The organism is Mucilaginibacter gossypii (assembly GCF_900100945.1).
GTDB lineage: Bacteria > Bacteroidota > Bacteroidia > Sphingobacteriales > Sphingobacteriaceae > Mucilaginibacter > Mucilaginibacter gossypii.
The window spans coordinates 383,722-404,519 of sequence record NZ_FNCG01000003.1 but is presented as its reverse complement, the minus strand read 5'-3'; the positions used below and the strand labels follow the sequence as shown (position 1 = coordinate 404,519).

Sequence of the window (20,798 nt, the reverse complement as noted above, 5' to 3'; positions counted from 1 at the left end):
CCTGAGTAGCGGTAAATAAAACCATTTTCAGCATGACCATGAAATACCCGATAGATCAGCCGTTTTCGTTAACAGTTGAAGAAGTTGCTAAATTGGTTCAAGCCGATACTGCTGAGGGGATTACTTATTATGAAGCAAAAAAACGCAGCCGTGTTTATGGCTTAAATAGCTATAAAACTCAAAAACAAAAAAGTCTCTGGTTAATTCTGCTATATCAATTCAAAAACCCCATCGTTTATCTCCTTATAGCCGGATCACTCGCTTCACTTTACTTTAAAGATATTTTGGAAACCACAGCCATCCTGGCCGTTATCTTAATTAATGCGCTGATCGGCTTTTTTATGGAGTTTCAGGCACGCAACTCTATGAATGCGCTAAAAAAAATGGATATAGTAACGGCAAAGGTTATTCGTGGTGGTAAATCCAGATCGATCCCCTCCGAACAATTAGTACCAGGCGACCTGATTCCACTCGAAGCTGGAGATATTATACCTGCAGACGGTCGTTTAGTTGCTGTAAACCGTTTACAATGCGACGAATCATCGCTCACCGGCGAGTCCCTTCCTACTGATAAAACTGTTGAAACATTAAAAAAAGACACCGTTGTTGGCGACCAGCATAACATGGTTTTTAAGGGTACCTCAGTTATTAATGGTAACGGTAAAATGGTAGTAACCGGTATAGCGGCAAATACACAGTTGGGCACAATAACTTCGCTTGTAGAAACTTCGGTGGATACAATCACCCCGCTGGATAAAAAGCTGAACAGGTTAAGTAGGAAATTGATTTGGGTTACACTGGTCATGACCGCAATATTTTCAATAACCGGATTTATCCAACGCAAAGCCATATTAACCATTATAGAAACATCAATTGCGCTGGCAGTGGCAGCTATACCGGAAGGCTTACCTATCGTTGCTACCGTCGCGTTATCCTATGGTATGCTATTGATGGCCAGGCGTAATGCAATTGTCAAGAAACTATCTGCCGTAGAGACGTTGGGAAGCACCGGGGTTATCCTGACTGATAAAACCGGGACCCTAACCGAAAACAAGATATTTACCGATACTTTGGCGTTTCCGGAAGAAACCGTAAAAGCACAAGTAGAAAACAACCTGCTGAAATTTCCTAACGGAGCAGTTAAAAGCGCCGAAAATCTGGACAAACTACTTTTAACCGGTATTTTATGCAATAATGCTACTATTGAAGAAAAATATCCTGAGCCGGATCAACTTTCCGGTGACCCTGTAGAAGTTGCCTTAATAAAAACGGCCATTGCAGCGGGTTTAGACAACCATTTGTTAAGCAAACAATTTGTACGTATTGCAGAAGTACCCTTTAGTTCGGAGATCATGATGATGGCAACTTTACATAAAACATCGTCAGGATACTTCACTGCTGCCAAAGGCTCGGTTGAAAGATTGCTGGATAAATGCAACTATTTACAGTCGGGTGCACACATCAAAATACTTGATAGCGCATCCCGTAAATCCATCCTGCTACAATCGGAGAAGATGGCGGCTGAAGGGTTGCGGGTGCTTGCATTTGCCTACCGGTCGGGTAACAACCTTGATACGCACAATTATTTAAATGACCTTATTTACATTGGAATGACCGGCTTTCTTGACCCACCCAGGGTAGATATTAAAGGTGCTATGCTTAGTTGCAGAAAAGCAGGCATCAGGGTAGTGATGATCACTGGCGACCACCCGAAAACTGCTTTAAACATTGCCCGGAAGGTAAGCTTAATTGATGAGGACGACAAAGAGGTAATTACCGGCACTGAGTTACCACGGGCCGAGCTATTGACAAATGATTGGCGGCAGCGTATTTTGGCTGCTGCTGTTTTTGCAAGGGTTTCACCCAAACAGAAACTGGAAATCGCTCATGTATTTCAACAAGCCGGATCAATAGTTGCAATGACAGGAGATGGTGTAAACGATGCCCCGGCATTAAAGAATGCAGATGTGGGTATTGCAATGGGTATCAGAGGCACCCAGGTAGCGAAAGAGACGGCGAGTATTGTTTTGAAAGATGACTCTTTTACATCAATCGTTCAGGCAGTGGCGCACGGGAGGGAGATTTTTCAAAATATTCAAAAGTTTGTGGTCTACCTGGTATCTTGCAACTTAAGCGAGATATTCATTGTTACCGTTTTAGGTATAATTATACCTGGTGCCACGTTATTGCCATTACAAATTCTGTTCCTGAATATGGTGACAGACATATTTCCTGCATTGGCGCTGGGCTTGGGCACAGGGGATAAGACTGTGATGTCCAGACCGCCAAGAGCACCAGGAAAGAATATCATCACCAACAAAAAGTGGCTGGCAATAGCACTACATTCGGCTTCAATCACCTCAACTGTGGTCATTGCGGTTGTTTATTGCAAAGTAGCGCTGCATAGTGATGATCAAACCTGCAATAATATCGCGTTTATCACTCTTACCCTTGCTCAACTATTTCACGTATTCAACATGTCTTCGGAAGGCTCCGGATTTATAAATAATGAAATTACCCGGAACAAATGGATATGGATTGCCATTTTGATTTGCAGCGGTCTTCTTTTACTGGTTTTTGCACTGCCCGGCCTGCGTTTAGTATTAGGGTTATCGCAGCTCTCATTTAAGTTGTGGCTGTCCGCTACAACAGCCAGCCTGTTACCATTAGTTATTTTTCAGGGCTACAAGGCTTTCCAGAAAATATATAGCCGAGAGAGTTAAACGTGCATCTGGCTCTTTACAGGCCGCTCATCGCCCAATAATACACCCCATTGCCTATAATTTTCGCTACGGTCAAACACGATCTTTAAAATGGATAGTACCGGCATCGCCAGGAACATGCCCGAAAGCCCCGCCATGCTTCCGCCAATAATAATACCAACGATGGAAACAAGCGGATTAATTTTTACCTGCGACCCTACGATACGCGGCATTAAAATATTGTTATCCAGAAATTGTACTACTGTAATAGCTCCCAATACAATCAGCACATCTGCAATACTATCTGACGAAGCGAGCGTTAACAGCACACCCAGAATATTGCCGATCAGGGCGCCCAGGTACGGGATCAGGTTCAGAAAAGCGAAGATAATACCAATGAGCAGTGCATTCTGAATATCGAAAAACCATAATAGGCCACCTAAAAGAATAATGATATAGGTAATCTGTATCAGCAGGCCCACAAGATAACTTTTAACCATTTTTTCAGTTTGCCTTACTGCTTCTTCTACATTTAGATACTGCTCTTTTTTAAACCACATCAGCAGAAATCTTAAAAAAAGGTTTCTATATAGAATGATCAGGTAGATATAGATCGGCAATAACCCAATAAATATAACCATGCCAGACAAAGATCCAGCCGCGCCGCTTAAAACTCCGCCTAAGGAACTGAATAACTTTTTGCTTTGCACATTAATGAATTTCACTTGTTCTGCCGGGGAATATCCAAATGACTTGCTGATCCAGATACTTAGGTCATCCAGGTGTTTGGCCACGGTACGTTGAATCTGCGGAAAATCATCCAACAAAGCACCTATCTGACTGGAAAACAGCCAGATGATCAGCGCTACGACAATCGTCAATAACAATATTGGCAAAAAAACCGCAATAACCTCCGGTACTTTGAGCTTCCTGAAAAAACGAAAGACGGGTAAAAGTACCAGGCTGAAGAAGAACGCCATTAACAAAGGCATAATGATCGTATTACCAGCTATGATAATAGTTCCTAAAACAAACAGGCCAATTAGTTCTATGGCCCGCTTCACGGTCACCGGCATTTCTTTTACCATGGGGTGCAGTTTTACACTTTTGGAAGTGCGCTTTTTTTGATTACCCAATATAAGCCTTTTATATCAGTTTCCCATTTCGGAATAATAAGTACGAGTATTATCTCCTCTAACAAATCAAGAATGGTTAAAGCTGACACAAAGTAAAACAATATGTAAACCGGTTGGGGTAACCAATAGAAGAGCATAAGGAATACAGCCTGAAAAACCGCAACAAATTTGGCCAGGTAGGTATGGAAGCTACTAATCTTACGGTAGCGAAATAATGCTGCCGCGATCTGCGCGAAAAAGAGAAACACTTGAATTACAACTAATACAAGTTCCTGTCTAAGAAACGCAGGGTTCACCAAAACAATACCGATAATCGCTACCGCGATGGTAAGGTCGTCAGAGACAGAATCCAGAATTGAACCAAACGCACTGGTCACCTTGAATTTGCGCGCCAGATGGCCATCCACCGCATCTGTAAGAAAACTTACAATAAGCAACCATTTAAAAATTGAAAGCCGTTCATAAAATAATAATGTCAAAAGTAACGGAGCCGTCAATAACCTATAAAAGGTAATGGCATTTACTATATAATAACTCCGTTTATGCGCAAGGTTGACAAACATAATTCTATTCAATCATTATCCTTATCATTTTTCTCTTTTGATGTAGACATCGTATCAGTTCTGATTTCCGAATGCCTGATTTGCCCACCTAAATAGCCCGTCCTTGCAATCAGTCCAAAGCTTATCAAGGATACAGTGAGCGCTATTAAGGCTACACGCCTAACCTGTGATGTATTTTTCAATGTTGCAAAGAGCCCAATCAGAGAAACCCCACCTGTAAGTATTAAAGCGATCAAAGATACCAGGGCAGACTCCTCATGATCTTCAATGAGATATTTAGATATCCCTTTTAAATGTTCAATGGTTTCTTCAGCACCCTCGCCGGTTGCATAGGCTATACCGGCCCCAATTGCTGAGACAATCAAAACATTATAAGCAGCGATTAGTGTACCTTTGTTTCTTTTCCATATTCCATGGATCAGGACAAATGCACCCAAAGCCGTACCAACGATAGGCAGGTGCGTGATCAGCAGGTGGATGTGTGTTTGGTTCATGACTTTTTTATCAAAGGTGATCAACTAATAGCACTGTTTAAATAATAGTAATCAAGCCAATAAATGATCTTAATCATTTATTGGCGAATAATGAACGGATAGCTTTACAATCTAAAGAATTACACCATGAACATAATTCTAATGCTCACTGACTTTTCGGAAAATGCAAACCACGCCGCAAAAACCGCCGCAAAAGCTCTGAGGAATTTAAATGCAGATATATTGCTTTACAACACTTATTATGACCACCCTATACTTCCTACATATGCTGGTGGCCCCTGGGTGGTAGAAGAATTCGTTTTTCGTAAAGACGAAAGCGAGGTAAGGCTGGGCCAATTGGCTAGTCAACTAAGGCATATTATTGCAGATCTAACTATAGAAGGCGTTGAACCTAAAATTGATTATCAAATTGGTGAAGGTTCACTTGGTCGAAATACAGCGGCGGTTATTCAGGATAATAACATTGATCTTGTTGTAATCGGCAGTAGTACAGATAGCTCTTTAGACCACTTAATCTTCGGCAGAGATACGATGCAGGTGATAGATCATTCGTCCCGCCCCGTATTGATCATCCCGCCAAAAGCGGATTTAGCCCAGCTTAAAAGAGTAACATTAGCCACGGCTTTCGAACTGGCCGATATCAATGCAATCAATTACTTAACCGGCTTACAAAAACAGTTACACTTTCACCTGGAAATTGTCCACGTATCCGCCATAGAAGAGGAAGGCGATACTGTAAAAGAAAAGGCTTTACTTAACCATATTGATGCAATCAAACAGGATAATATAACCTTTCAGGAAATAAGGGGAAAAGACGTGATTAAACGATTAAATAGGCTATGCAAAGATAACGGATCGGATATACTTACACTTGTTCATCATCAAAACTTTTTTTTGTCGGGGCTGTTTGACAAGTCTACAACGGTGGCCGCTTTAGACAACCAGCATTTACCTCTGATGGTCATTCCGTCTGAAATGATCTGATCAGTTCGTAACTAACTATTAGCTGATTAGATAAATGGCAATAAATAATTTCAATATACATGGCCTGAGCGAACAGGAAGTACTTGCGGCGAGATCTAAATACGGAGCGAACAGCCTTTCGTTTAAGAAAGAAAACGGATTTGTTAATGCGTTGATAGGATTGACAAAAGAACCGATGGTAATCTTATTGTTAGTTACCTCATGTATTTATTTTATTAGCGGAAAGGCGGGCGACGGTATTTTTTTGGCTTCAGCAATTGTACTCGTGTCGGGCATATCTTTGTATCAGGACTCCAGAAGCCGGAACGCGCTCGAAAAATTGAAGGACTTTTCGCAACCTAAATGCAAAGTGATCAGGCACGGAGAAGTTTTAGAAGTAAAAAAAGAAGAACTTGTTATTGGCGACAGCCTGATAGTAGAGGAAGGCACTTTTATTACTGCTGATGGTGTTATTGAACATTCCAATGATTTTTCAATCAACGAAAGCATTCTCACAGGCGAATCCCTGGCTGTTTTTAAAGACAGCTCCTCAGCAGACAATCTGATTTTCAGTGGCACAACAGTAGCAAGCGGACTGGCCATTGCAACCGTAACGGCAATAGGTAACCAAACACGATTAGGTAAAATTGGCAGGAGCCTCGAATCTATAGCGGAAGAAAAAACACCCCTGGAAATACAGATCAGCAATTTCGTAAAGAAAATGGTGATCGTGGGGGTAATTGTGTTTCTGACGGTGTGGGGGATAAACTATTTTCATTCGGCAAATATCTTAGACAGTCTCCTTAAAGCGCTTACGCTGGCCATGAGTATCCTGCCCGAGGAAATCCCTGTTGCATTTACCACTTTTATGGCGCTGGGGGCCTGGCGGCTTATGAAAATTGGGGTCGTTGTCAAGCAAATGAAAACGGTGGAGACTTTGGGCAGCGCATCGGTAATATGCACTGATAAAACCGGCACACTAACCGAGAATAAGATGAGCCTGGCGAAAGCGTATGTCCTGAAGGAGGATTGCATTTACAATCTTAATGAAAAGCTATCGACCGGCGCAGCAACAGAGCTAATCGCGCTTGCCATGTGGGCCAGCGAACCGATCCCTTTTGATCCGATGGAAGTTGCCCTGCACAATGCCTACACCCACACAAATCGGGCAGATGAGCGTTCGGATTATAAAATGATCCACGAATATCCGCTGGGCGGCAAGCCGCCTATGATGACCCACCTTTTTGAAAATGGAAAAGGGAATCGCATTATCGCAGCCAAAGGTGCACCTGAAGCATTGATCGGCGTCAGCAACCTAAATCAAATCGAGAAAGAACACGTGACTGCTGCAATAGCGGCTTTGGCTATCGAAGGTTACCGGGTATTGGCCGTAGGCGAAGCAAATTTTGTGGGAAGTGATTTTCCTGCTACACAGCAGGAGTTTCATTTTGTATTCAAAGGGCTGGTTGCATTTTATGATCCGCCCAAGAAAAACATCACTGCTGTATTACAGGGCTTTTACAAAGCTGGCATTAAGGTTAAAATCATCACGGGCGATAATGCAGAAACCACCGGCGCTATCGCGAAGCAAATTGACTTCCATGGAGCAGACCAATGCATCAGCGGAGACATGCTGATGCAATTGTCAGAACAGGAACTTAGGGAGAAAGTGAAGAAAGCGAACATTTTTACACGTATGTTCCCGGATGCCAAGCTAAAGATCATCAATGCTTTAAAAGCCCAAAATGAGATAGTAGCTATGACCGGAGACGGAGTTAACGACGGCCCCGCACTGAAGGCGGCGCATATTGGCATTGCGATGGGAAAAAAGGGCACAGAGATAGCGAAGCAGGCTGCTTCATTAATTTTATTGGAGGATGACCTTTCGAAAATGGTTGATGCTGTAGCCATGGGCCGGCGTATCTACACTAACCTAAAAAAGGCCATACAGTATATTATTTCTATCCACATTCCCATCGTATTAACGGTATTTATACCACTGGCTTTAGGTTGGATTTATCCGAATATTTTTTCACCGGTGCATATTATTTTCCTGGAACTGATTATGGGGCCGACTTGTTCGATCATTTATGAAAACGAGCCCATAGAAAAGAATGCAATGTTGCAAAAGCCACGTCCGTTCAGCACCACGTTCTTTAATTGGAAAGAGTTGGCGACCAGCATAGTACAAGGGGCAGCCATCACAATCGGAACACTAACGGTCTACCAATATGCCATAAGCAAAGCAGCAGATGAACAAGTAACCCGTACCATGGTATTTACCACTCTGATATCGGCTAATATTTTGCTCACTTTAGTCAATCGTTCGTTTTACTACTCGCTGTTTACAACTATCAAATATAAAAATAACCTTGTGCTGCTGGTTATCGGGCTTACAATCTTTATATCATGTTCCCTGATATACATCCGCCCTTTGGCAGTTTTCTTCGGTTTCAACTCGCTAAATATGAGTGACCTGGTGATGAGTATAATTATAGGGTTTACCTCCGTTATTTGGTTCGAGCTTTATAAAGCATGGTTACGTAAGGACTCAGAAGTAAAAACCTCGTGATAGAAAGTACGTTGATAGTACATTAAGATTTTGAAACAAGCATTTTAGATGCATAATTAATCCTGATGACGCCCCTTATCAATTGATTAAGACATGATCTTCTTCGGTTTCATATTACCGGTTTTAGTTAGTATCGGTTAATATTTTTCAGAGGTTCTACAGCTTCATTGTGCCTCTTGTCACCACCTCGGGTTTTTCCGTGCTTAGCAACCTGTATATTCCCTACAATACTTACGCTTAAGAAATTTGGCATACTTCATAAAGAAACATTTGTTAATTCATTTTTTTGTCTAAATTTGAATTAATAAAACTTAGACAAAATGAATTATTCCATTTCTGATCTTGAGCAATTGTCAGGTGTTTCGGCCCATAATATCCGTATTTGGGAAAGGAGGTACCGGGCATTTACCCCTTCAAGAACAGCTGGGAATACGCGCTTTTATGATGATGACCAACTAAAGAAATTATTGAGCATAGCCGGACTTTACCACGCTGGCTACAAAATTTCTAAAGCCTGCGCATTAAGCCGGGAGGAAATGAACAAACTACTCAAGAATGAAATAGATAAAACGCGGCCCGCGCAACATCAGCATGAGTATTTCATTTCTCAGATCATCAGCAATGCATTAATTTTTCATGAGTATGCGGTAAATGAACTTATAACCAAATCGTTCGAGCAGAATGGAGTTTTAGGAACATATAAATTCGTGATATACCCCATGTTAGTCCGTGCCGGTTTAATGTGGCTAAACAATTCGCTTTGTCCATCACAGGAGCATTTTCTTTCGTCCATCATCAGGCAAAAGCTATTTTCAGCAATCAATGATTGTTTGGAGCAACAGCAAAATAGCAAACCGTTATGGCTGCTATTTTTACCGGAAGACGAAGATCATGATATTGGCCTGCTCCTTTCAAGCTATATGTTGCGGACTGCCGGCCATCGGGTGATTTATTTAGGTGCGCAGGTGCCCATATTGGCTTTAAACCATACGGTTGAAAGCACGCAACCTCACAACCTCCTTTTTTTTATGACGCGTGTAAGGCCAATTGCTAATGCACAGGCATATATTGACCAGCTCGCGTCTACTTTCAAATCTGTTAAAATATACTTATCTGGCAACAAGCAAGTTATAAATAGCGTTCACTTTCCCAAAAACGTGTATTGGTTGGAAACGCTTCCGGATTTTGAACAAATAATCGCGCCGGTTATATGAGCAAAAAGGAACGAAAAGGGTACGCGATAACAGGCACTGACATTGCCGGATTAAGCGCCGCGGCGTACTTATTTTTGCAGGACACCCGAGCGTACCAGAACAAGGTGTTCCGCCTGCCGGCTTTTATGGCAATGTTTCAATACATCAATTATTAAACTATCTGAAAATCTAATCGATGAAAGAAAAATTTGACCGCCTTTCTGCGGAATGTAGTAAACTGGCAACACGCAGGTACAGTACCAGCTTTTTTCTGGGCATCAATTTTCTTGATAAAGAATTGCATAAGCCTATTTATGCCATCTATGGCTTTGTAAGGCTTACTGACGAAATCGTGGACAGCTTTCATAATTATGACAAGCGTGAATTACTAAATAAATTTAGAAAGGATTGCTTTGAAGCGATAGAACTGGGTATCAGCCTAAATCCCATTCTTAACGCTTTCCAGGAAACAGTCAATAAATACCGTATAGATCATCAATTGATTAACCAATTTCTGCATAGCATGGAAATGGACCTGGACGACCAGCTTTATGATCAACAAAAATTTGAGGAATATATCCTTGGATCTGCTGAAGTGGTTGGCCTGATGTGCTTATACGTGTTCACAAACGGCGATAAGGACAGTTACGAAACTCTTAAGCCGGGAGCCATGCGCTTAGGCGCGGCCTTTCAAAAGATTAATTTCCTGAGGGATATCGGCGCGGACTATCTTCAGCTCAACAGAAGCTACTTTCCGGGGATTGACCTTAAGCATTTTTCCGAAACAGATAAAAGAAATATAGAACAAGAGATTGAACAAGACTTCAATGAAGCGTTGAAGGACATCCGAAAGCTACCAAAATCTTCCCGCCGGGGCGTTTATCTGGCTTACCAGTATTATCGCGAGTTGTTTAAAAAGATTAAGCTTGCGAGCGCCTGCGTGGTTTTTTCGAAAAGGTTCAGAATTTCTAATCGCAGCAAACTTATATTGATATTTGATACTTTGCTTAAACACCAACTCAATTACCTTTAAAAACCGTTTTTCAGATATCCAATTTCTCAGAGATGTGCCTTATAACGTTATCAATATTGTCGCAGCAAATGAAAAGTGAAACCCATATTTGATCATAGGTTTGTTTTTTATAAAACTACGTTTCAAAACCGGAAAATAATCTGGAGTGCCTGCCTTTCTAAAGTATAAATAAATTGTCCCGAACTATCCTATTTATTTAACAGGAAAGATCATCGTAAAACAGGTTTCTTTATAGGGGGTGCTCCAAAATTGGAGTGTACCGTTCATTAACTGAACATACCGCTTCACAATATTAAGCCCTAATCCCGTTCCGGAAATATGCCCGGTATTATTGATTCGGTAAAATTTTGAAAACAGTTGCATTTGATCCTGTTTTGCAATCCCTATACCATTATCTCTCACACTGATTAACAAATTTTCGGCGGTCAAATTGGTAACCAGTTCGATATTTGTTTCATCACCCGCATACTTAATGGCATTGGATAAAAGACTATTGATTGATTTTGAGATCAGCATCCGGTCCAGGCAAACAACGGCATTTTCCTGAACCGGTTTGTAAGTTAATTCCTGGCCGGGCCGGGCCATTTGTTTCATAGCAGCCATAATCTCTTCACAAAGCGGTACCAAATCGAAAGATGAAAATTCGGCTTCAGTCAAACCTTCTTCCAGCCTTTCAACAGATAAAAAATCTTCAAGGATATCTTCAAGATTGTGAACTACCTGTTTGATCTTGGCAACATGTTTGACAATTGATGTTTTTTCATCTTTTTCCAGGTATTTAGCGATTAGGGTAGCTGACAGTAAAATAGAGCTTAACGGTGTACGAAATTCATGTGATGCCAAAGTCACAAACGTGCTTTTTAATTGGTTTAATTCAAACTCTTCCCTATATGCCCTGATACGGGCGTTTAATTCCTTCAGAATTAGATAAACTAAAAAAGATACAATAACCATTATCAAAACAGAACCGGCAACTATAACAACCCTGGTTTGTTTAGAGGATAGTTTATAACCGGCCTCTTGCGAAGACAGGAACATTTCTTCCAGGTGCTTAAAGCGGCGGATGGTTTCGTTAATTTTTTCAATTTGTAACCTGATGCTACCGCTTTCTGAAAAGGTCGTTCTCCGCAGCGTGTCTATTTGATGTTTCAAGTTAATAACCTGCGTTAATTGATTATCATCAATTACCAAAGCTTTTAAGGAATTAACTTTTGTATTAAGCCCGTCATACTGCTGCGCATTTAAGCCGAAACTATCTTTAGGCGCTAACGGCTTTGAATACGTTTGGTACACCATAGCCTGATTAAACAGCATGTTCAGCGAGTCAGTTTTTCTGAGCACCTGGTAGGTACGTTCTATCCGTTTTTCATTTCTTTCTTGTTGGATTAACGTATTATAAGAAACTGCCCCTGTTAATATAACAAGTATAATTGAAGCAGCACAACCGATGTAAAAATCGAACCGAAAGCTTTTGAGCGCGGTTGGGGCCAATTGTCTGGTTATACGTAATCCTCCCCTGATTAAAATATTCCTGCTTTCGCTTCCTTCAGGGATTTTCATTGATTATTTATTTATCAACAAAAATCGCTCCTCAGAATATTAGAACAAATGACCTTGGGCACGCTATTTTAAATAGTTTATCACATATTGATAACAAATATTTAGTTAAACCGACTCCTGCAGCGAATGCCTGATGGCTTGAAAAAGTTCTTCAGGGTCAAATGGCTTGCGGATGTAGCCGCTCGCCCCCATCTCCAGGCCGATCGCTACATCCTTTTTTTCAGCACTGGCCGTTAAAAATATAAATGGAATAGCCCTGGTCGCGGCATTGTCTTGCAAATATTTAAGAACCTCATAACCATTAGCCTCAGGCATCATAATATCGCAAAGTATTAAATCAGGCAGGTGTTCAATAGCTAATATTAATCCTGTTTTTCCATTCAATGCGGGGATGACGTTATAGCCTTCCAATTCCAACAATTCGCAGGTATTTTCGCGAATGTCGTTATTGTCTTCTACCAGTAAGATCGTTTTCATAGCCTTAGATTCATTGGAAATTCAATAATGAAAGTTATTCCGAGGTTAGCGTTGCTGATAAAACTGATGTGACCGTTCAATAACTCTACGTATTGTTTTACAAAAATAATTCTACCAATTGCCCTTCAAGCTCGGATTTATCATAGCCGAACAATTTTTATGCACATGGGTTAGATAACTCGATCCTCCCCCCCCTTCACTTATCACCAAAACCCCAACTGTAGTGTACTGAAATAAAGCTTTAAACCCCGCTTCATTTTCAAGAGATAAAGTATTTAACTCGTTCATAATACGAGAGATTTGGGTATAAGATATTTTGCGATTGTTTAATAAAGTTAAAAAAAATTCCCAAAAGTTTTAAACAAAAACTAATAGTAAATAAGCATTAAAAAATTACGAACTTACAAATTAACAAAAGGTGCCGTTAATTGAATGTGTGCTTCTCATGGCCGATCGGCATTCGCCGATCGTTTTATCAATTTGTCAGGAAAAAAAAGAGAAACACAGCCATTCCTATAATGATAAGTAATACAAATGAGAGCAAAAGAATAAGCGGCCAATTGCCGCGCAACCAGTTGGGCGACTTTTGGGCAATTTGAGTTAAATATTTTGTTTTCATGGTCATGGCTGTTATTTAGTTGAGGTTTTATCCGGATAGCTTTTCCACACTTTGGGTGTATAGCTTGTGTAGCAGCTTCAATTGCGTAAAGATAATTTACTCAACAGCTCACTTAAACTTTTTCAAACCAATCAACTTGTTTCGGCGTTACCAATGGGTAATAAATACAGGAAGATTATTCAATTTAATAATCAACTCTGCTGTACTATCTTTAAAAAATTTAGACAGCCAGTTACGCCCATACGCTCCCATAACCAGGCATGCATTGTTCTCTCTAAGGGAATAATCAAATAACTCATCCTTTGGTTTTCCCCGTAAATCTTTAAAGTTGATCAGCCTATAATGTACGCGTAGGTATTCATAAAGTTTTTCTTTTTGCTCTTCATTGAATACAGCATCTTCGTCAACCTGCATTACCACCAGCTCCGTGTCCTTCAACTCCGGAAACAGATAGGTGAACTGCTTGATTGCGAATAAAGCCGAAGCGCTGCCGTTAAAAGCAAAAAGGATCTTATTGATTGGATGGGTATGGTGTGGTGCTATAATTACCGGGCATTCTGACTTGGCCAGCAATGTTTTTACAAAGCCAGCCGGCATTTCGAGAGCGGACGAAGCGAACAATACAGGCCCTGAAACCAGGACATCCGCATATCGGCTTTCATTGATCAATTCTGTTTGCGGGACACCCTGATCACGATGGACCCTGCAATTGATACCCTGGGCTTCGCAGGCTTCTTTGAACACGCGTATGTTCAATTGAGCAGCTTTCTCCTTAAAAGCCTTTATTGGTTCTTCATCTGCATCTATGGTTTCTACATAAACACTGCCGTAGGCGAATTTAACACCAGCCTCGTGCGTAGGGGTCTGATCTTCCAAGAATATTCCGCAAAGCTGAGATCCTGTTAACCGGGCCAAATAAACACCGAATGCCACAGATTGTGGGTCCGGCTTTTCTGCGTTTAACGCGAGCATAATCTTTTTCATAACCGTTTGTTTAAAGGGAAGCTTCCGTCTTTGACTGCCAGAGCTTCCCTTATTGTGACAGGGATGCAAGGTATTGAGGTAAGTTACTTAGCGAAATTCTCCCTTTTCGTTGAGTTTTACTTTCATGCGTTTATCGCCGTTTTCCAGCAGGAGCTTGAAGGTTTTATCAGCCTTATCCTTATGATCAAAATAATTAACCTGGTAAACATCCTGCGAAATACGCCAGTTTGGAAAGCGTTGCGAAACAGCAGTCCTGATTGCCTCGGGCAATTTTGTATTTTTAAACTTTTCGGCTGTTCTAAGGAGTTTGCCATCTTTATCATAAGCCGCGAGTATTTTCCCGTCAGGTATATAAAATGAGATATAATACCCATCATAGTCATCATCATAAAATTCTGATTTTTTCACATCGTAACTGGCAGCTTTAAATTCGAGCATCCTAACTGGTTGCGACATTTCACGGTTATCCGTAGCATTTAAATATTTGTAAGTTGAAGCAACGATCCGCACTTCAGGTAAAATTACCTGAGCCGATGAGCATAGAGCAAAACCGACTATCAGCGCGGTTAGCATAAGCATGGATTTGAACGTTTTCATGTTGTTTTGTTTTTAATGAATTAATAGACAAATTCCGGTTCTTCAATAGTCAGCTTATTTTCTACATGGCGTACACCGGGAGCTTCCCACGCAACATCTTCGGCATCTTCACTTTCGGTAAGGGAACGTACCTTCCCGGTCAGGACAACTTTGTTTCCGATTGTATCCACAGTTACTTTGCTGGCGTCGACAGTTGCATTCCTGCGGAAAGCATCTGCAATCTTTTTTTCCAACTCCAATGGGGTTAATTTCGGTTTAATGGTGATCCGGTTGAACACCGAACGTACTCCTGAAAGGTATTGAATCGCCGTCTGGGCATTAACACGCTGGTATTCCCACTCAAGTTCACCTTCCAGGGTAACGTCACCATCTTCTACCTTAATTTTTATCTTATCGTCAGGTACTACCGAGTGCCATTTAAGTGCATTTAGTACTGCCTCAGCAATTTCCGCGTCTGTTCTCCAGTAGGCTGGCGACACACCAATATGAATATCTTCAGCGATAGCCTTGACACCGGCAACTTTTTTGGCCGCCCGCTCGGCAGTTAGCTTTTTGGAAAAGGAATCTACATTGCCTGATAATGTCACAATGCCATTCTTTACAGCAACGCCAATTTCAGATGAATTTAGAAATGGCTGCCATTTCAATTCATCCATTACATCTTTTTGGATTTGATTGTCTGTTCTCATGATTTTTGAATGTAATTAACTACAACAAAGAACCGAATAGCCGGCAGCTATCACCATGATGGCGATCATGAACTGATATGATGTTCATCATCAATGAGATAAGCCCCCTAAACATTATCTTTCTGAGTTTCCTTAACCTGGCTACTATCAGGCCGCCGAAGTACCATCTATTAGCTGCTACCATGCCTCTGGTCATTTATTGACCAAAGAGTGCTGCCAAAATTTATCGTATGAAAAATCAAGAAAAGTGCGACCTGAAAAAGCCGGAGACATTTAGTAACTATCAACATCAGTTAAAAAAGAATATCCCATGTGCGAAAAAGACGAGCAGGCCCGGGCGATTGAGCTATTGAAAAAATAACAAGCCACGAAGCCGGGTTACTGTGTCAGATCTCCCCCGTTTATATTATAATATACTTCTGAAAAAAAGATGGTTATCTGAACTTAGCTAAAAGGATAGTTCAGCTATCCATCCCAGGCCAAGCGGAGCATGACGCCACCTGCGTTATATGCAACCTGTTCAAGTGGCCCTACCCATGAATAAACTCGGGGAGCAATACTGGTTTCTTTAATTTTCTTTTGCTCCAAACTATTGGAGTTTTGTCACACTTCATCACGACACAAGTCACATTTTCGGCAAACAACCGTCATTTCAGGTTTGTACGCTTCAACCCATCTTTATTTTATGAAAAAAGCGATGCCTCCAGCAAATAAAAACACTAAAAAAAAATATAAACCAACATTCAGTTGGGCTTGGGTATATGTGATCATTTTGCTGTATTTGATTCTTTCCCCATTCTTGTCTGGAGATAATGTCAAAGAGATCACGTGGCAGCAATTTTCAAAAGATATGCTAAGCCGAAAAGCTGTTGAAAAGTTAGAGGTGATCAATAAAGAGCATGTTAACGTATACATCAAAAGTTCATTTGCAGGCGATACCGCTTTCAAAGCCGCATTTAAACCAGTTGTTGGCAAGGGCCTGAACTACGGGCCACATTACACTTTTACAATAGGATCAGTTGAATCTTTTGAACTTAATCTCGATAAAGCGGAGCAAGGTTTTCCCTTAAGTGAAAGGGTTTCGGTAAGGTACATTAACAAAAGCAACTGGTTCGTTAATATCCTCGGTTGGACTGTACCTTTCATTCTGATGTTTCTTATTTGGAATTTCATCATGAGGCGTATGGCGGGTACCGGAGCGCCCGGGGGATCTTCGATTTTTAGCTTCGGAAAATCAAGGGCTACATTGATTGAAAAACAAAACAGCACTGTCACCTTCGCCGACGTTGCCGGGCTGGAAGAAGCCAAGGTAGAAGTAAGTGAAATTGTCGACTTTCTAAAGACGCCTGACGTATTCACCAAACTCGGGGCAAAGATACCTAAAGGTGTAATTTTAGTAGGCCCACCAGGAACAGGTAAAACAATGCTTGCAAAAGCAGTGGCCGGCGAAGCGCAGGTGCCGTTCTTTTCAATCTCCGGAGCTGCCTTTGTTGAAATGTTTGTTGGTGTTGGTGCTTCCCGGGTGCGCGATATGTTTCAACAAGCCAAAGAAAAGGCACCCTGTATCATTTTTATTGATGAAATTGACGCAATCGGGCGTTCAAGAGGCAAAGGTGCTTATTTAGGCGGTGTCAATGACGAACGTGAAAGCACATTAAACCAGCTATTGACCGAGATGGATGGTTTTGCTACCAATGCTGGGGTTATTGTGTTGGCGGCAACCAACCGGGCTGATATGCTGGACCCAGCCTTAATTAGGGCAGGAAGATTTGATCGTCATATTTACCTTGAGTTACCCAATTTAACGGAACGAGTAGCTATCTTCAAAGTGCACACCAAGCGGTTAACCATGGCCGATACCATTGACATCCCTATGCTCGCGGCCCAAACGCCGGGCTTTTCAGGCGCAGATATTGCAAATATCTGTAATGAGGCAGCATTAATTGCTGCTCGGAGAAAAGCCGACAGTATACAAAATGCCGATTTTTCAGAAGCCATTTACCGTATAATTGCAGGGCTTGAAAAGAAAAGCAAAATCATTACGCCGGCCGAAAAGAAAGTAATCGCTTATCATGAGGCCGGCCATGCAGTTGCGAGTTGGTTGTTGGAAAATGTGGAACCATTGGTTAAGGTATCGATCATTCCCCGCGGGAAATCTTTAGGCGCGGCATTATACTTGCCAGAAGAGAGGCAACTGCGTAACAAAACTGCTTTCGTGGAACATCTATGTGCTACCCTGGCAGGCAGGGCGGCAGAAGAACTTACTTTTGGCGAAATATCGTCCGGGGCGTTGGATGATTTGGAAAAAGCGACCAAAGAAGCAAGATCAATGGTCATGTATTATGGTTTTGCCGAAAAGCTTGGAAACGTCAGTTATTACGATTCAACCGGTCAAACCGATCTGGCAATACAAAAACCCTTCAGCGAATCTACCAGCAAAATTATTGACGATGAAATAATAGGATTGCTGGCACAGGCCTATCAGAACGCGAAAGGAATTCTTGCCAAAAAGAAGCCTTTATTGGACCAGTTAGCAACCCTATTGTTAACTAAGGAAGAAATAGATAAAGGTGACCTCGAAAAGATTTTAGGCACACGGTCCGATTTTTTTCATTTACCCATACTTTAATAAGTGATTATAAGGAGCTTGGGATTGATTGTCGGTAATCAATTATTTTCACCAGAATTATAATGGGGATTATAGGTATTTAAAACTCAATTTACTTCGGGTATCTCAAATTCTTGTTCATAATAATAATTCATGCCATCATGTTCCCACTCAAGCATTGCCTTCCATTTACCGCTGCAGAGACCTGTTACCGAAATTTCAATTAAGCCCCCGTGCTGGTCATCAATTGGTACTACGCGTATTTCTGCCGGATAAAGTTTATTCAAAAGCCTGAGGAGACCTTTTACGGGATGACAAAAATTAAATGTGAGCTTTTCCATGATCCGCACTTAATAAGTTCGCGTAACATTGCAATTTAACAACCCTGCTTTAAATGGCTTAGAAAGTAACCAGTATCCAAATATTGATAAATACCGGCTAAAGAAAAATGACGCTTATCATTAAATTAACCAATACAGTCAATTTACAGCACCAGGCACCGATTAACAGTATTGTTGCATTCAAAACCAGGATATTACACAGTACCACGGATCACATTACAACTGTTGATTTAAAGTGAATAAAAGTTCCTTATGGTAAGGCTTCATAATCTTTACTGTTAGTTTCAACTCATCCTGGATCTTAACCCGAAGAGTGTCTTGTGCGCATGGTTCGCCGTGTACCAGGTAAACCTCGGATACCGAATTGTGAAACTGCTTTAACCAGGTAATCAATTCGGACTGATCGGCGTGAGCGGACAAACCTTCTATCTCCTGTACCTTCGCCACCACCGGGTAATATTGACCATGAATTTTCAATTCGTGGATATGGTTAAGCAACGCCCTTCCCCGTGTGCCCTCGGCCTGGAAACCAATCAGGAGTATAGTGTTACGCTCATCGCCCAGATAACGCTTCAAATATTCCAGCACACGGCCTCCGGTTAGCATTCCACTTGCCGCAAGAACGATCTTAGGCCCTGCCCTTTTAATGATCTTTTCGGTATCCTTATAATCCTTGTTGATAGTTACACTGTTAAACATGTCGGCACATTCTTTTTCATCAATAGTAAACCATTCGGGAAAGTGTACCAGGGTCTTTCCGGCAACTGCGGCCATCGGGCTATCAAGGTATACCGGAATGGATGACGGAATCAGATTATGTTGTTTTAAGCGATAAATCAGGTGCATCACTTCCAGGGCCCGGCCAACTGCAAAACATGGGATCAGTACATTCCCCTTATTAAAAACAGTATCATTAATAGCACCCGCTAAATCCTGTGAAGTATCATTTTTAGAGTGTAGGCGATCGCCGTAAGTAGACTCCATGACTACAAAATCGGCTTGCCCTAATAGCTCGGGGCCAGGTAATAGCTCTGACTGGTCACGCCCGATATCCCCGGAAAATACAATTGTCTTCTCAAAGCAACTTATTTTGACCGAACAAGCACCCGCGATGTGCCCACATGGGTACAAACTAAAACTTAGTTGTTTAGCCAGGCTGATTGTTTTGTGTATTTCACAAACTTCAAAATAGGGCAACGCAGCCTCAACATCTTTCACAGTGTACAGGGCCTTTGCCGGATGATGCCTGGAGTAACCGTATTTATTAGCCTTTTGGGCATCTTCTTCCTGTAGTTTGGCGCAGTCGCGCAAAATAAGCTCTACAAGGTCCCTGGTCGGCTGGCTCATGTAAATCTTGTTACGATACCCGTTCCGTACCAGTAAAGGGATATAGCCACAGTGATCGAGGTGTGCGTGGGTCAGTATCAGTGCACTAATATCAGCCAGGTTAACAGGCAGGCTTTCCCAGTTTTTTTCCCGCAAAGCCTTTATCCCTTGAAACAGGCCGCAATCGATCATAACGTTCCCCCCGGGGGTAAGCAGCAGATGCTTGGATCCGGTTACAGTACCTGCTGCACCTAATGATTGCAGGTAAACATTTTGTATTGCAGGCCCGGTTTCTATTGCCGATTCCATGCCATTAAAAGATTCATTCATAGCTTATTACTTGTTACCATAAAGGTATTGCGATAAAGAAACCGCCAAACTGACATGAATCACACCAAAGCGTGACAGTGGTCATTATACTTAATGTCTCCCATGGCGAAATTTGGATAACCAATCATTCAACAAACAAATTTATGACAGCCTTAATAAAATCACATCGCGTTCCATCATGGAAATCAATGATGGAGAATTTTTGGAGTCCAGACCGTTTTTTTGATAAAACTTCCAGCGGCGGAGAATTTCTCCCGGCTGTAAATATCCGTGAAACCAAAAATCATTATAAGCTTGACGTCGCTGTTCCGGGCTTTAAAAAAAATGATTTCAAAATCATTACCGAAGACGGCTTACTGACCATCAGTGCGGAAACCAATAAAGAAGAAAAGGAAGAGATTGATAGTTATACACGTAAAGAATTTTCATTTGCTTCCTTCCGTCGCACATTTAAGCTGCCAGACAATGTTGAGGAAGACGGGGTGAATGCCAATTATCACAATGGCCTTTTGGAAATCGAACTTAAAAAAAGCGGCAGAAACCAGGCGGCAAAGAAAGAAATTAAAGTAGACTAAAAATTTTCTGTCGGCAACACCGGCGATTTTGACAAC

17 protein-coding genes are annotated in these 20,798 nt (G+C 41.5%); 7 read left to right on the top strand and 10 right to left on the bottom strand.

Translation table 11 applies throughout. The features are described from left to right. Positions 1-38 precede the first annotated feature (38 nt). Positions 39-2,723 (top strand): cation-translocating P-type ATPase, encoded by a 2,685-nt coding sequence (locus tag BLS28_RS07800; RefSeq protein WP_256337372.1) that lies wholly within the window; start codon positions 39-41, stop codon positions 2,721-2,723. Here the strand turns inward: BLS28_RS07800 and BLS28_RS07795 are convergent. Genes BLS28_RS07795 through BLS28_RS07785 form a run of 3 tightly spaced genes read right to left on the bottom strand, consistent with a single transcriptional unit; the run spans position 2,720 to position 4,895 of the window. Further along, complete coding sequence (locus tag BLS28_RS07795) at positions 2,720-3,790, bottom strand: AI-2E family transporter (RefSeq protein ID WP_091164965.1); 1,071 nt, start codon at positions 3,788-3,790, stop codon at positions 2,720-2,722. The genes BLS28_RS07800 and BLS28_RS07795 overlap by 4 nt on opposite strands. An 11-nt stretch (positions 3,791-3,801) precedes the next feature. Then, positions 3,802-4,401, bottom strand: coding sequence for a CDP-alcohol phosphatidyltransferase family protein (locus BLS28_RS07790; protein ID WP_091164212.1), 600 nt, complete (start codon positions 4,399-4,401; stop codon positions 3,802-3,804). A gap of 8 nt (positions 4,402-4,409) precedes the next feature. After that, on the bottom strand, positions 4,410-4,895 hold the full coding sequence (locus BLS28_RS07785) for a DUF2231 domain-containing protein (protein WP_091164210.1): 486 nt from the start codon (positions 4,893-4,895) through the stop codon (positions 4,410-4,412). Positions 4,896-5,021: 126 nt separating this feature from the next. Here BLS28_RS07785 and BLS28_RS07780 point away from each other — a divergent pair, with 126 nt between their 5' ends. The 4 genes from BLS28_RS07780 to BLS28_RS07765 all read left to right on the top strand — a co-directional run bounded on the left by BLS28_RS07780 (position 5,022) and on the right by BLS28_RS07765 (position 10,656). Beyond that, positions 5,022-5,879, top strand: coding sequence for a universal stress protein (locus tag BLS28_RS07780; RefSeq protein WP_091164208.1), 858 nt, complete (start codon positions 5,022-5,024; stop codon positions 5,877-5,879). Between the two features lie 34 nt (positions 5,880-5,913). Beyond that, on the top strand, positions 5,914-8,430 hold the full coding sequence (locus tag BLS28_RS07775; RefSeq protein ID WP_091164206.1) for a cation-translocating P-type ATPase: 2,517 nt from the start codon (positions 5,914-5,916) through the stop codon (positions 8,428-8,430). A gap of 320 nt (positions 8,431-8,750) precedes the next feature. Then, positions 8,751-9,644 carry a MerR family transcriptional regulator gene (locus BLS28_RS07770; RefSeq protein WP_091164204.1) on the top strand — a complete coding sequence of 298 codons (894 nt, stop codon included), beginning with the start codon at positions 8,751-8,753 and terminating at the stop codon, positions 9,642-9,644. Positions 9,645-9,819: 175 nt separating this feature from the next. After that, positions 9,820-10,656 (top strand): phytoene/squalene synthase family protein, encoded by an 837-nt coding sequence (locus tag BLS28_RS07765; RefSeq protein ID WP_091164202.1) that lies wholly within the window; start codon positions 9,820-9,822, stop codon positions 10,654-10,656. A gap of 192 nt (positions 10,657-10,848) precedes the next feature. On the opposite strand, the gene BLS28_RS07760 is transcribed toward BLS28_RS07765, so the two are convergent. The 5 genes from BLS28_RS07760 to BLS28_RS07740 all read right to left on the bottom strand — a co-directional run bounded on the left by BLS28_RS07760 (position 10,849) and on the right by BLS28_RS07740 (position 15,582). Beyond that, entirely contained in the window at positions 10,849-12,216 is a 1,368-nt protein-coding gene (locus BLS28_RS07760; protein ID WP_091164199.1) for a sensor histidine kinase, read from the bottom strand. A gap of 105 nt (positions 12,217-12,321) precedes the next feature. Continuing rightward, complete coding sequence (locus BLS28_RS07755; RefSeq protein ID WP_091164195.1) at positions 12,322-12,693, bottom strand: response regulator; 372 nt, start codon at positions 12,691-12,693, stop codon at positions 12,322-12,324. Between the two features lie 766 nt (positions 12,694-13,459). Then, entirely contained in the window at positions 13,460-14,296 is an 837-nt protein-coding gene (locus tag BLS28_RS07750) for a universal stress protein (RefSeq protein ID WP_091164192.1), read from the bottom strand. Between the two features lie 87 nt (positions 14,297-14,383). Next, positions 14,384-14,893 (bottom strand): nicotinate-nucleotide adenylyltransferase, encoded by a 510-nt coding sequence (locus tag BLS28_RS07745; RefSeq protein WP_091164189.1) that lies wholly within the window; start codon positions 14,891-14,893, stop codon positions 14,384-14,386. 20 nt (positions 14,894-14,913) lie between these two features. Continuing rightward, positions 14,914-15,582, bottom strand: a complete 669-nt coding sequence (locus BLS28_RS07740; protein WP_091164186.1) for a BON domain-containing protein — start codon at positions 15,580-15,582, stop codon at positions 14,914-14,916. Between the two features lie 685 nt (positions 15,583-16,267). Between BLS28_RS07740 and ftsH the strand changes: the two genes are divergently transcribed. After that, the gene (ftsH, locus tag BLS28_RS07735; protein WP_218134378.1) at positions 16,268-18,211 is read left to right on the top strand and encodes an ATP-dependent zinc metalloprotease FtsH; all 1,944 of its coding nucleotides are present in this window, start codon (positions 16,268-16,270) and stop codon (positions 18,209-18,211) included. An 86-nt stretch (positions 18,212-18,297) separates the two neighbouring features. On the opposite strand, the gene BLS28_RS07730 is transcribed toward ftsH, so the two are convergent. Beyond that, positions 18,298-18,531 carry a hypothetical protein gene (locus tag BLS28_RS07730; protein WP_091164184.1) on the bottom strand — a complete coding sequence of 78 codons (234 nt, stop codon included), beginning with the start codon at positions 18,529-18,531 and terminating at the stop codon, positions 18,298-18,300. Between the two features lie 216 nt (positions 18,532-18,747). Further along, entirely contained in the window at positions 18,748-20,187 is a 1,440-nt protein-coding gene (locus BLS28_RS07725; RefSeq protein ID WP_218134377.1) for an MBL fold metallo-hydrolase RNA specificity domain-containing protein, read from the bottom strand. Between the two features lie 143 nt (positions 20,188-20,330). On the opposite strand from BLS28_RS07725, the gene BLS28_RS07720 reads away from it, so the two are divergent. Further along, entirely contained in the window at positions 20,331-20,762 is a 432-nt protein-coding gene (locus BLS28_RS07720; protein ID WP_091164181.1) for an Hsp20/alpha crystallin family protein, read from the top strand. Positions 20,763-20,798: the final 36 nt, after the last annotated feature.

Excerpts from the sequence above, each read along its gene's own strand:
- BLS28_RS07745 (WP_091164189.1), bottom strand. The coding sequence starts at position 14,893 with ATGAAAACGTTCAAATCCATGCTTATGCTAACCGCGCTGATAGTCGGT.
- BLS28_RS07795 (WP_091164965.1), bottom strand. The coding sequence starts at position 3,790 with ATGGTAAAAGAAATGCCGGTGACCGTGAAGCGGGCCATAGAACTAATT.
- BLS28_RS07780 (WP_091164208.1), top strand. The coding sequence starts at position 5,022 with ATGAACATAATTCTAATGCTCACTGACTTTTCGGAAAATGCAAACCAC.
- BLS28_RS07740 (WP_091164186.1), bottom strand. The coding sequence starts at position 15,582 with ATGAGAACAGACAATCAAATCCAAAAAGATGTAATGGATGAATTGAAA.
- BLS28_RS07750 (WP_091164192.1), bottom strand. The coding sequence starts at position 14,296 with ATGAAAAAGATTATGCTCGCGTTAAACGCAGAAAAGCCGGACCCACAA.
- BLS28_RS07725 (WP_218134377.1), bottom strand. The coding sequence starts at position 20,187 with ATGAATGAATCTTTTAATGGCATGGAATCGGCAATAGAAACCGGGCCT.
- ftsH (WP_218134378.1), top strand. The coding sequence starts at position 16,268 with ATGAAAAAAGCGATGCCTCCAGCAAATAAAAACACTAAAAAAAAATAT.
- BLS28_RS07755 (WP_091164195.1), bottom strand. The coding sequence starts at position 12,693 with ATGAAAACGATCTTACTGGTAGAAGACAATAACGACATTCGCGAAAAT.
- BLS28_RS07790 (WP_091164212.1), bottom strand. The coding sequence starts at position 4,401 with ATGTTTGTCAACCTTGCGCATAAACGGAGTTATTATATAGTAAATGCC.
- BLS28_RS07770 (WP_091164204.1), top strand. The coding sequence starts at position 8,751 with ATGAATTATTCCATTTCTGATCTTGAGCAATTGTCAGGTGTTTCGGCC.
- BLS28_RS07760 (WP_091164199.1), bottom strand. The coding sequence starts at position 12,216 with ATGAAAATCCCTGAAGGAAGCGAAAGCAGGAATATTTTAATCAGGGGA.
- BLS28_RS07720 (WP_091164181.1), top strand. The coding sequence starts at position 20,331 with ATGACAGCCTTAATAAAATCACATCGCGTTCCATCATGGAAATCAATG.
- BLS28_RS07765 (WP_091164202.1), top strand. The coding sequence starts at position 9,820 with ATGAAAGAAAAATTTGACCGCCTTTCTGCGGAATGTAGTAAACTGGCA.
- BLS28_RS07785 (WP_091164210.1), bottom strand. The coding sequence starts at position 4,895 with ATGAACCAAACACACATCCACCTGCTGATCACGCACCTGCCTATCGTT.
- BLS28_RS07800 (WP_256337372.1), top strand. The coding sequence starts at position 39 with ATGAAATACCCGATAGATCAGCCGTTTTCGTTAACAGTTGAAGAAGTT.
- BLS28_RS07775 (WP_091164206.1), top strand. The coding sequence starts at position 5,914 with ATGGCAATAAATAATTTCAATATACATGGCCTGAGCGAACAGGAAGTA.
- BLS28_RS07730 (WP_091164184.1), bottom strand. The coding sequence starts at position 18,531 with ATGGAAAAGCTCACATTTAATTTTTGTCATCCCGTAAAAGGTCTCCTC.